Origin of the sequence: Vibrio sp. 779(2023), assembly GCF_033344285.1 — a bacterium.
Lineage (GTDB): Bacteria > Pseudomonadota > Gammaproteobacteria > Enterobacterales > Vibrionaceae > Vibrio > Vibrio alginolyticus.
Window position 1 is genome coordinate 19,092 of sequence record NZ_JAWPOM010000009.1, and the last position, 11,877, is coordinate 30,968.

Consider the following 11,877-nt stretch of genomic DNA (forward strand, 5'->3'; position numbering starts at 1 on the left):
TGCGAAAAAGTACTTGACGACATGGTTAAGAAGACACTTTTTTGTGTCTATGTGAATAAGAATTTCACTGTAAGACCCATGGCGCAAAGCCTGCAGAAACACCCCACTTTTTACCCCATTTAGTTATCCCAAAAGTTATCCACTGTTTTTGTGGATAACTAAAATAAAAGTGTCATGGAGTGTTCCAAACTTGATAACACTCGCTGCGATTAAGTGTTTACTGGCGTTAACAATCTTTTCAACAAACTCATCACTACAAGTGCCAACGTAACAAATGTTGCAAGCGGTAAAGCTATCCACAATTCGGGGTGAATTTGTGCATTGAGATCGAATCCATATGTCATGACTGCGGCCACACAAACTTCCGCAGCGAATACCGCAACACCACTAGCAATCAACGCCATAATTCCGTACTCGGCCCACAGGGTTGTGTTGATCCGTTTCTTACTTGAACCTAATGTGCGATACAAACGAATCTCTTGTTGGCGTTGGGACAAGCTTAACCTCAGTAGCGTAAAGATGAGCAGCAGACCAGCAACAACGCCTAAAAGAGCAAGGATGGTGATTGCTGATACGATTTGCTGAATCAAAGCCTGAATTTTCTCGCCCATAGTTCGGATATCTAAAACAGAGACCGTTGGGTGAGCACGTGACATTGACGTCAACAACGCTTCATTTCCTTCTTCAATCCTATAACTGATGAGGTAAGAACCAGGTAAATTAGCCATCACGTCAGATGAGAAAATAAAATAAAAGTTAGGCTTCATGTCACGCCATTCGACATAACGGATGGTATCTACTACTGCATCGTAATTCTGGCTGTTTATTACAAAGCGCAGCGTATCACCGAGTTTGATGCCTAAGTCATTTGCTACATCCGCTTCTACAGATACACTCCCTTTGTTTGTCCATTCACCCGAAAGCACATCATTATATTCTGGTAGGGTATCTCCCCATGTCAGGTTTAGCTCTCGACGTATCGCGTCAGAACCTTCTCCTTCGTAATCAATCTCTTTGACGTTTTGACCGTTAATCTCTGTTAGTCGTCCACGAATTATTGGATAAGCTTGTGACCGCGTAACTCCATTTTTATCTAGGGTTTCTAGGTAGTTATCGAGCTCATAATCACCAATGTTCAAAGCGAACACATTTGGCGCGTCTGCAGGTAAGGTTCTCTCCCAATCAGCGAGAATATCGCTGCGCACAAGCCAAATGATAGACAGCAACATCAAAGATAATGCCAAAGAACCAAACTGTAGACCGCTGGTTACTGGCGTCCGGTTGATACGACTCAACGCAAGCTTCATTGCAGGACGGGTTGAAACACGTGCAAACAGTTTTGTGAGTATGACGCTAACTGCTGCGAGTACCACAAACAGTACCGCTATACCAGTGAGCACGATCCAAACTAAGGTGTTGTCTGCATACAGTAAAAGCAATGGAACAACGGGAACTAGAACAAGTAACATTCGCTTCCAAGAACGTTGCGCTTTGCCCTGCTGTAGCACTTCTAACGCGGGAGTTTTAATCAAGCCTAACAATGGTATACCGAGAGCGGGCACCGTAATCAAGACTGCTGAGATAAATGCCACCAAAAATGGTGTGACGCCGTAACTAGGGAGTGGATCGGGTAATAAGTCTTTGAGTGGAATGCGTAATAAATACTCCAGCCCGCTCCCTAGCAGTAGGCCGACGACACTGGCACTAATGAGAAGGATTGTGACTTGAATAAATAACCACTTTTCAATCCATCGGCGGCTCGCACCAAGACTTTTCAACATCGCAATAGTTTGTGTCCGGCTGTTCACGTAATTTTGACAAGTAAGAACCAATGTTGTCGCCGCCATAATGATGACAATCGCTACGGTCAAAGACAGATACTGCGTCGTACGTTCAAAAACCTCATTACTACGACTGGCAGTATCTTGCGTGCGCCAGCGATCGCTCGGAGAAAGCTGCGTATCATCTTGTAAGCTCTTTAGTGTTTTATCATCGGCTTGTAAAAACAGACGGTATTGAACTCGGCTCCCAACTTGAATTGCTCCTGTTTTATCTACGTCACTTTGATGAATGTATGCAGAAGGCATTTGCTGAAATGGATTAAAGCTCAAGCCTGGTTCCATCAATACTGCGCCTGATACAGTAAACTCGGCATCGCCTATCGTGACACTGTCACCTGACTTTACGCTTAGTTGAGTCATAATCCGCTCATCAAGCCAGAGTTGGTTCTCTTTAACGCGACCGGCTGGATTATTTTCAAGAACGAGCTCTCCCATTAAAGGGTAATTATCATCCACCGCCCTTACAGAAATAAGCTGCATACCATTATCGCTAAATGCCATAGTGGCAAAGCGTGTCATCGTCGAACGGTCAAGGCTTTCAGTCGAGGCTAACAACGTGTCCGGAATGGGATTAGCAGACACAAACACCGCATCTGCCGTTAATGCGTCCTTCCCCTGCTTGACGATCACCTGCTCCATTCGTTCTGCTAATGCAGAAAGCGCAAAGATACTCGCAATCACGAGAATAAGAGCAACGCTAATAGGCCAAAGGTTCCCCTGCCTTATTTCGCCGAAACTCCAACGTATCAAACTTTTATTCGGCGAGTGCTGTGTTGTACTGTTTTGCTCTGTGGATGTTGCTTCACTTGATGATACTGCAGACATTACATCTCCTCCTTAAGCTCACCCGCCTCCATACGATAAATACGGTCACATCGGCTTGCTAGATGACCATCGTGTGTTACTAAAATCAGAGTTGTCCCGTGCTGTTCATTAAGATCGAATAGCAGCTCAATCACTTTGTCTGCGGTTTGATGGTCAAGATTGCCGGTAGGCTCGTCTGCGAACAACAGCTCAGGCTGTGTCATAAATGCACGCGCTAGCGCAACTCGCTGTTGTTCACCACCAGATAACTGGCTTGGTAAATGGTCGACACGTTTTTCCAATCCAACAGCAGCTAATAATTCCGCTGCTCTTGCTTCATCTTCGGCTTCACCACGTAAAAGACAAGGAAGCGTGACATTACGTAATGCACTCAAACTCGGGATTAACAAGAAACTTTGGAAAACGAAACCTAAAGAGTCAGCCCGAATTTTCGCACGTGCTTCATCGTCCAGTTTTGATAATTCATGACCTAATAAAGTAATTTCGCCTGATGTCGGCGTATCAAGACCAGCTAGCAACGTCATCAATGTTGACTTACCTGCACCGGAAGTTCCGACGATGGCGATTTTTTCTCCTTTTCGGATGTCAACATTTACGTCTTTGAGGATTGTTAATTGTTCTTGATTAGTAGAGACTTGTTTAGAAACCAAATTGGCTTGAACAATAGGTGCATTAAGTACAGGTGTTTGCATGATTCGTATACTTTCCTTAGTTCTATTTTTTTGTTTTTCCGCTACTGCACATGCGAGCGAAAAGCTACTTGTCTTGGGTGATAGCTTGAGTGCAGGCTATCAGATGCCGATCGAAGAGAGTTGGCCTAGCTTACTCCCTGATGCGTTGTCAGAACATGGTCAAGATGTAACAGTTATTAATGCCAGCATTTCTGGCGATACAACCGGCAATGGCTTAGAACGGTTACCTCAGTTGCTAACTCAGCATAGCCCTGACATGGTACTTATTGAGTTAGGTGCCAACGATGGCCTAAGAGGTTTCCCTCCTAAACTTATTACGTCGAATCTTTCAAAAATGATTACCATGGTAAAAGATTCTGGTGCGGACGTTGTCATGATGCAAATTCGGGTTCCACCTAATTATGGTAAGCGCTATAGCGATATGTTTTACGATATCTACCCTAAGCTTGCACAGCATCAACAAGTTGCCTTGATGCCATTCTTCTTAGAGCATGTTGTCACCAAACCAGAATGGATGATGGATGATGGCCTTCACCCAAAACCAGATGCACAACCTTGGATCGCTGATTTCGTTGCTCAAGAATTAATTAAACATCTCTAATTTTAATGGTCTAGCTCAATAAGTTTTACGTAACTTTACGTTAATCTATTTTCAATTCCACTCATCGAGGATAGATAACAACATGCGAATAGAACCGTTAATTCAAGGTGTTGTTGCTCGCTCTGCGCACCCCAAAGGGTGTCATGCATCTATTAAAGAGCAAATTGAATACGTAAAACGCGCCCCACAGATCAAAAAAGGCCCAAAACGGGTTTTGATTATTGGTGCCTCCTCTGGTTTCGGCCTAGCGGCCCGAATAGCCCTAACGTTCGGTGGCGCTAACGCCGATACCATTGGCGTCTCATTTGAGCGTGGCCCTTCAGAGAAAGGGGTTGGGAGTGCGGGTTGGTATAACAACGTCTTTTTTAAGAAGGAAGCAAATCAAGCCGGGCGTACCGCAATAAATATTGTTGGCGATGCATTCTCTGGTTCGGTGCGCAATCAAGTGATTGAAGCCATTGAAACGTACTTTGAGGGTGAAGTTGACTTAGTCATCTATAGCTTGGCAACCGGTGTTCGACCTAAACCTGAATCTGATGAGTTTTGGCGCAGTGTCATTAAACCGATTGGTGAACCTGTCACTGGCGCTTCTATCATGCTGGAGAACGATAAGTGGATAGAAACCACCTTAACGCCTGCAACAGAAGAGGAAGCCAATGCCACCATTAAAGTAATGGGCGGCGAAGACTGGGAAAGCTGGATTGACACACTCATCAATAACGACTCTATTGCAAACGGCTGCAAAACCATCGCCTTTTCTTACATGGGCCCTGACATTACGCACCCAATTTATCTCGATGGTACGTTAGGTCGAGCGAAAATCGATTTACACCAAACCAGTCATTCATTAAACCTCAAACTCGCCAACTTTGACGGCGGTGCTTACGCAACCGTGTGTAAGGCGTTGGTGACGAAAGCCAGTGTATTCATCCCTGCGCTAAGTCCCTACCTGTTAGCGCTTTATAGAGTGATGAAGGAAAAAGGTACTCACGAACGCTGTATTGAACAAATGCAGCGACTGTTTACTACGAAGTTATACGATCAAGAGAAAGTGCCAGTTGACGGTGAACGCTTGATTCGAATAGATGACTTGGAACTTGAACCGCAAGTTCAACAAGAAGTCCACGCTCTTTTAGAACAGATGAATGCTGATAACTTTAGAGAGATTGGTGATTACCAAGGTTTTAAAGATGAGTTTATGAAGCTCAATGGCTTTAACTTTGAAGATGTCGACTATTCGCAAGACATTTCTATTGAATCGTTAATGTCGCTTAAGCCTTGATGCTTGTTACCTGTTTCAAGGATGAGATATGTGACAACTATTCCTAGTCCTGAACACTTTTCAGGACTTTTTTTTGTTTCGAGCCCTAGCCACCCTATACTTAATTAAAAAGCGAGAACAAAATAGAGCAGTCTGCGTTTTTAATTCACAGGAAGTGAAACCACGTAAAGGATGACCTATATGGGGAGATTGCAAACATTAGACTACGAAATCCCTGAGTCTATGCGAAGAAGTTGGCAAGAAATCGTCAACTTACTGGCTCAAATAACACACGTACCCACCACATTAATTATGCGTATCCATCCGGATCGCATAGAAGTAAATACATCTAGCGAAACTCTAGGTAATCCTTATCGTACTGGCGATGCAGAGCAGCTTGGTAACGGTTTGTATTGCGAGCAAGTTATAGAACAGAAAGGCGAGCTTGTAATCCCCAATGCGCTTGAAGATGAAGAATGGCAAAATAACCCAGACATCAAACTAGGCATGATTTCTTATTGCGGCTTACCGCTATTCTGGCCAAATGGGGAGTCATTTGGAACAATCTGTATGCTTGACTCTGAGAGAAACGAGTACAACGATAGTTACCGTCAGTTGCTTGAAACTTTCAAAGATTCAATCGAAGCACAGCTTTCAGTTGTGTACCAACAACATAAACTTCAGCGACTTAACACCGAGCTAAAGAGTCGAATTGAAAATCGTACCACGGATTTAGCCCAGTTAAGTTACTCCTTAACACAAGAAATTGATCGCCGTAAAGCCGCGGAAAAACAAGTGAGCTACCAAAAAACACATGATCAGGGAACTGGATTTCTAAATCGTTCTGCACTTGAGAACATTGTCCAATACACCTTACAGTCCCTTGATAGTGATCAGCAATCGCTTGTGGTCATCAACATTGGTTTTAGTAACGCTCGCAGTATTCAGACCAGGCACGGGTTCGAGGTCTTTGACAACATTTTAAAAGAATTTCACTCCAGATTAACCAGACACGGTGCTAGCGGATTTATCACTGGTAGACCAAGTTCGAATGACATGGTTTTATTGATTTGGGGAGAGGATATTGAAGCTCGGTTAAATCAACTATTAGATGATATCACTAAAATTAGCGTAGATGGATTTGTCTTCAACAAAACAGAAATACATTTGCACACGTATATCGGTATAGTTCAAGCTTACAAAGATTGCAGCAATGCTAAGCGTATCCTTCAACATGCATGTTACGCGATGCTTCTATGTAAAGAATCCGGCGAACCTTTTAGTTATTTTAGAGAAAATCATTCGGCGGATCTCAATAGTCACAATGAACTGGAAAGTTACCTTTTACAAGCAGTGCGTAACGACGATTTAGTGTTGTACTTTCAACCTCAAGTAGACTCCAAAACACGTAAATGGATTGGCGCAGAAGCCTTGCTTCGTTGGAGACATCCAATACTTGGCGACGTTTCCAACGAAGCATTGATACATATGGCCGAACAAAACGGGCTTATCTTTGAAGTTGGCTCTTTTGTTCTGCGTACCGCGATAGACAAAGCGAAACAATGGTCTGAGTTAATCGATAACTTCAAAATTGCCGTCAACGTTTCTCCCATTCAATTACAAAACGTAAATTTTGCAGAACAAGTGCAACACCTACTCGACACTTTCCATTTGCCAGCACACTTTCTCGAACTCGAAGTAACCGAGAGCGCTCTAATTGCTGATGAAATAGTAGCACGCACAACGTTAAATAAGTTGCATAAACTAGGTGTGACATTGTCACTTGATGATTTTGGTACAGGATATGCTTCGTTCAGCTATTTAAAGAAATATCCGTTTGATGCCATCAAAATTGATAAAAGCTTCGTCCAGCAAATGGAAAAGTCAGATGATGATCGCGAGATCATTTGTTCAATCATACACATTGCAAAAAAACTGGAACTCCAAGTAGTGATCGAGGGCATTGAATCCCACCAACAAGAGCAGTTTCTTATTGGTGAGGGTTGTGATATCGGACAAGGTTTTCTTTATGGTAAACCTATGCCTTGTAATGAATTTGAGCAAAGTTTGTTTAATCAGCGCCTTTCTGGCGGGCAATACGCCTACTCTTCCTAAGCATTCTCTTTACTATGAGGGCGGTGGTTTCTATAATCGCCGCCCGCTTCTATTAAAAGGCCAATATCTTCATGGATCAGTTGACTGCCACGCTTAAGAAAATTGAAAAGCAGAACTACCGAGCTTATCAGCAAATCAAAGGTCAATACGACTTCACTGATTTCACTTTGTTTATCGATCATGTACAGGGTGACCCTTATGCATCGGCGTCACGTTTTCGTGCGACTCGCGCATGGTCTTTGACTGGTCTTGAGTGGCTAAGAGACGAGTCTCCTGCATTTCAAAGAGCTGCACGTGATTTTATTGCGCGTAGTTTTGAACAGTTTGCTAAACAAGAAAACTCAGTATCAATTTCACTGACAGGCCAAACTGTACTGGATAGCACCGCGGTGTTGTTTACTGAAGAAGGTATTGAACTGCGTTTTCGAGTTAACTTACCAGCTGAAGGTCGTTCAGTATTGGGGAAAAAAGCCAACAACATACTGACTTTCCACCTGCCTAAGTTTATCCGTCGAGCAACTTTAGAGCGTGAACTCGACAAAGCCGCTTTAATTAAGCACTGCCAAGTTGTTGAAGACCAAGATGCCCTGCGAGAACAGTTAGAGGCCAATAACTTAGTCGCGTTTGTCGCAAACGGCAGTATTCTTCCTCGAATTGCAGGTAATTGCGACCTTCCAATGAAAGAAGCCGTTGAGTTTAAAGCCCCTGAATCTCTACAAGCCACTTTACATGCGCCAAACAAGGGCCATGTCACAGGATTAGGAATTCCAAAAGGTATCACACTGATCGTAGGTGGCGGCTTCCACGGTAAATCTACCTTATTAAATGCAATAGAGCGTTCAATTTACGATCATATTCCAGGAGATGGCCGCGAATACATTGTTGCCGATAACAAGGCTATGAAGATTCGTGCCGAAGATGGCCGATGCGTACACCACTTGAACCTGTCGAACTACATCAACCATTTACCGATGGGTAAAGATACGGCGGACTTTTCTACTCAAGACGCATCAGGCTCAACGTCGCAAGCCGCTTGGCTTCAAGAGTCTATTGAAGCGGGTGCAAGCACATTATTGATTGATGAAGATACTTCTGCTACCAACTTCATGATTAGAGATGAGCGTATGCAGGCATTGGTGGCAAAAGGTGATGAGCCAATTACTCCTCTCGTCGACCGCATTGGTCAATTACGAGATGATCTTGATATCTCTACCATTATCGTTATGGGTGGGTCGGGCGACTACTTAGACGTTGCCGATACCGTCATTCAAATGCACGACTACCAAGCCGTTGATGTGACTGAAAAAGCGAAAGAAGTTATCGCTCAGCACCCTACTCAACGCCATAACGAGTCAGAAGAACGTTTACAGACCTTCCCACCTCGAGCACTGAACCGCGTTGCGTTGATGAATATTCTGACTGACGGCAAGTTCCGTGTGAATGCGAAAGGCAAAGAGTCACTTCGATTTGGTAAAGAGTTTACTGATCTTAGCGCTTTGGAACAGATAGAGTCAGCCGATGAAGTCAACACAATTGGCTGGTTATGGTTCCAAATTGCTCAACTTCCAGGTTGGTGTAATCATCCGGCGAAGGAGATTGAAGAAATGCTGTCTGGTGAGTGGCATGCCGCTCTTCCTAAACAAGGCGACTTAGCCAAACCACGCACACTAGACGTTATGGCTGCCCTCAACCGCATGCGAAAATCTCAGTTTAAGTCATCATGCTAGTTTTGATACGCTGACAGAGACAGTTCAATCAAAAGGCAGCTATAGTTAGCTGCCTTCCTTTATCTTTATTCTTAGCGAATCATTCGTTTCTCAGTACATTCCACGCTTCACAAAGAACTCTAAATCTTTCTGCATCGCCATTTTCTCGATCAGGATGCCAACGAAGCGCGAGTTTTCGCCATTGTTTTCTAATTTCCGCAGGCGTAGCGTCAGTGTTAAGTTCAAATAGTGACAGTGCCTTTGTCTTATCTACGCTGGCTACTGACGAACCACCGATGAACTTTTGATAAGTTGTCCAAAATTCATTCAACAGTCGACGCACTTCATCTTCGTCCGCTTCGTAATTGCGCCAATCTAAGTAATACTCACGCAAAGGATCATGAATATCGATCTTATGCCTCAAAGCTTCCATCGAAGACATGAGCTGAATATCCATGGCTTCGACTTGAAGCCAGCTATCCGGATACAGAGTGTCTTGCAGTTGATATAATGCATTCATGATCAGGAAGTTTCTTTTGAATAAATCCTTATCGGGAGAGTCGTCCAGCTTTGAAATATAACCTTGTTCACCCAACGAGCTTGCCAAGGTGTGCACTTTCCAATTAGAGGGCTGTTTTCTCAGAATTTCTAACATTGGCCAAAGCAGCGGATTTTCTATTGCATGAGGCTCAATACTATTGACAGTACGTTGTCCTTCCATTCATCCTCTCTGACACGAGTTTAGGGCCCCATTCACGGCACAAAAAACATAGTTTCCACTTTGTAGCATAAATGCAAAAAGGCCGATAGTCATTCACCATCGGCCTTTGTAAGGAGATCACGTAAAGGTTAAATAACCCCTAGCTCACGTAAACGTTCCATAAGGTAGCTATGTGCAGTGTAGCGCTCAGATAACACCACTTCCGGCTTTGGATGCAGGAACAACGGTAATGAGATACGTGACTTTTCTTGACGGCCACCCGTAGGGTTGATTACACGGTGAGTCGTTGAAGGGAAATAACCACCTGACGCTTCTTGAAGCATATCACCAATGTTGATGATTAAGTTCCCGAAGTCACATGGTACATCGATCCAATCACCCTCTTTACTCTTTACTTGCAGTCCAGGTTCATTAGCAGCAGGCAAAACCGTTAACAGGTTAATGTCTTCATGCGCAGCAGCACGAATAGCGCCTGGCTCTTCTTCGCCTGTCATCGGTGGGTAGTGAAGCACGCGTAGTAATGTTTTGTCACTGTTATTGATCATTTCTGACAACGCGATAGAGAACTTCTCTTGAACGTCCTTAGGTGCGTACGCTTCAACCCAACCTAATAGCTCTTGAGCAAATGCATTGGCACGCTCGTAGTACTCTAAGATTTCAGCTTTAAGCTGCTCTGGGATCTGCCCCCAAGGGTAAACATGAAAGTACTCTTTGATGTCTTTCACTTTGTGCCCTTTCGCCACTTCAGACACAGAAGGTGGGAAGTAGCCATCTTGGGTGTCTACGTTAAAGTGAAAATCATTCTTTTGATCTGAACAGAAAAACTCATGCCAGTTTTTGTAAATTGACTCTACAAGCTCTTGTGGAATCGGGTGGTTTTTCAACACACCAAACCCCGTTTCTCGTAGAGAGGTAACGAACTGTTGAGCAGCATCGTCAGCAAGATAATCGACAGTTTCCAGTTTCATGGCTTTACTTCTTTTTTATTAGACTGAATCATGGATTCTATGGATGGGCATGTTGTAAATCAAACTTTAATGAAAAGTGCACGCGCAAACGTTTTAATGTTGAGCAGTTTGCCAATAAATCAACATTTTCAGTGATCAAAAAACCCATTAAAATATCAATTGCACACCGTTCAATTAAGTGCAATCATTAACACAATCTATGGAGTCCCACTGTAAGATAAATTGAAGGATCAAATAACTCTATGAAAAGCACCTCGACACTCTTAGGATTAACGATTTTTTATGCCATCGTGTTTTTATTTTCTGCGTTGGAACCTAACTCACGTGCAGTTTGGTTTGCGGAGATTATCCCGGCGATTGGTATTCTTGTTGCTATTTGGGCGATTTCGATTCGCTATCAGTTCAGTAATACGGCTTACTTTTTAATGTTCATCTGGCTCTGTTTGCACACTATCGGTGCGAAATATACGTTCTCCGAAGTGCCGTTTGACTGGTTTAACGACATGATTGGTTCAGAGCGAAATAATTTTGATCGCGTTGCGCACTTTTCAATTGGCCTTTACGCATATCCGATCGCTGAATACTTGATAAACAAAAAACGGTTCAACAAAGCGTTCTCTTGCTGGTTTGCTTTGTTTGCTATCATGTCACTTGCTGCTGGCTATGAGATTATCGAATGGTGGTATGCGGAGTTGGCTGGTGGCGATGAGGGAATTGCCTTTCTGGGCTCGCAAGGTGACATATGGGACGCCCAGAAAGATATGTTGTGCGATACCGTTGGTGCAGTGTTGTCGTTATTCTTAATGTCGGCTCAACGTCGATTCTCTCAACCATTCTAAATAAGGGTTAAACCCATCAACAATTGGAACCTGTACGATTTGAGCGACCTCGTATTCGTGCAGGTTTTCTATTTTCTCTTCCACCAATTCATAAAGTTCTCGACGAGTTTTGATGACTAGCAACCATTCGTTGTCAGTACAAACCTCCCCTTTCCAAACGTAGTGGCTTTCAATAGGCATTGTTTGAATACACGCGGCTAATTGGGCATCTAGCAAACCTTTAATGATCTGATCTCGATTTTTTTCATTACTGGTTGTACTTAAAACCATGCAATAGTCATGTTTCATACTCATTTTCTAGCCCTTCA

10 protein-coding genes are annotated in these 11,877 nt (G+C 43.5%); 5 read left to right on the forward strand and 5 right to left on the reverse strand.

Annotated elements, in window-relative coordinates; translation table 11 throughout:
• Window positions 1–209: 209 nt before the first annotated feature.
• Together R8O70_RS12945 and R8O70_RS12950 are read right to left on the reverse strand one after the other, a co-directional pair.
• Window positions 210–2,666: an ABC transporter permease gene (locus tag R8O70_RS12945; protein ID WP_318184199.1), complete on the reverse strand. Its 2,457-nt coding sequence runs from the start codon at window positions 2,664–2,666 to the stop codon at window positions 210–212.
• Window positions 2,666–3,358 carry an ABC transporter ATP-binding protein gene (locus R8O70_RS12950; protein ID WP_047101137.1) on the reverse strand — a complete coding sequence of 231 codons (693 nt, stop codon included), beginning with the start codon at window positions 3,356–3,358 and terminating at the stop codon, window positions 2,666–2,668. The genes R8O70_RS12945 and R8O70_RS12950 overlap by 1 nt, the downstream gene beginning before the upstream one ends.
• Between R8O70_RS12950 and tesA the strand changes: the two genes are divergently transcribed.
• The 4 genes from tesA to R8O70_RS12970 all read left to right on the forward strand — a co-directional run bounded on the left by tesA (window position 3,357) and on the right by R8O70_RS12970 (window position 9,062).
• Window positions 3,357–3,959 (forward strand): multifunctional acyl-CoA thioesterase I/protease I/lysophospholipase L1, encoded by a 603-nt coding sequence (gene tesA / locus R8O70_RS12955; protein ID WP_171342935.1) that lies wholly within the window; start codon window positions 3,357–3,359, stop codon window positions 3,957–3,959. The two genes, R8O70_RS12950 and tesA, sit on opposite strands and share 2 nt — an antisense overlap.
• 82 nt (window positions 3,960–4,041) lie before the next feature.
• A complete protein-coding gene (fabV, locus tag R8O70_RS12960; RefSeq protein ID WP_171342934.1) occupies window positions 4,042–5,241 on the forward strand; it encodes an enoyl-ACP reductase FabV in 1,200 nt (399 codons plus the stop codon).
• 180 nt (window positions 5,242–5,421) lie between these two features.
• Complete coding sequence (locus tag R8O70_RS12965) at window positions 5,422–7,335, forward strand: sensor domain-containing phosphodiesterase (RefSeq protein WP_017821934.1); 1,914 nt, start codon at window positions 5,422–5,424, stop codon at window positions 7,333–7,335.
• Window positions 7,336–7,406: 71 nt separating this feature from the next.
• A complete protein-coding gene (locus R8O70_RS12970; protein ID WP_213914857.1) occupies window positions 7,407–9,062 on the forward strand; it encodes an ABC-ATPase domain-containing protein in 1,656 nt (551 codons plus the stop codon).
• 79 nt (window positions 9,063–9,141) lie between these two features.
• Here R8O70_RS12970 and R8O70_RS12975 read toward each other — a convergent pair whose 3' ends face one another.
• Together R8O70_RS12975 and R8O70_RS12980 are read right to left on the reverse strand one after the other, a co-directional pair.
• Entirely contained in the window at window positions 9,142–9,762 is a 621-nt protein-coding gene (locus R8O70_RS12975; RefSeq protein WP_005376328.1) for a DNA-J related domain-containing protein, read from the reverse strand.
• Window positions 9,763–9,890: 128 nt separating this feature from the next.
• On the reverse strand, window positions 9,891–10,730 hold the full coding sequence (locus R8O70_RS12980; RefSeq protein ID WP_005376329.1) for an isopenicillin N synthase family dioxygenase: 840 nt from the start codon (window positions 10,728–10,730) through the stop codon (window positions 9,891–9,893).
• A 242-nt stretch (window positions 10,731–10,972) separates the two neighbouring features.
• Here R8O70_RS12980 and R8O70_RS12985 point away from each other — a divergent pair, with 242 nt between their 5' ends.
• Window positions 10,973–11,569: a DUF2238 domain-containing protein gene (locus R8O70_RS12985; protein WP_005376330.1), complete on the forward strand. Its 597-nt coding sequence runs from the start codon at window positions 10,973–10,975 to the stop codon at window positions 11,567–11,569.
• Here R8O70_RS12985 and cutA read toward each other — a convergent pair.
• Window positions 11,531–11,863, reverse strand: a complete 333-nt coding sequence (cutA, locus tag R8O70_RS12990) for a divalent-cation tolerance protein CutA (RefSeq protein ID WP_017634166.1) — start codon at window positions 11,861–11,863, stop codon at window positions 11,531–11,533. The two genes, R8O70_RS12985 and cutA, sit on opposite strands and share 39 nt — an antisense overlap.
• Between the last annotated feature and the right edge of the window lie 14 nt (window positions 11,864–11,877).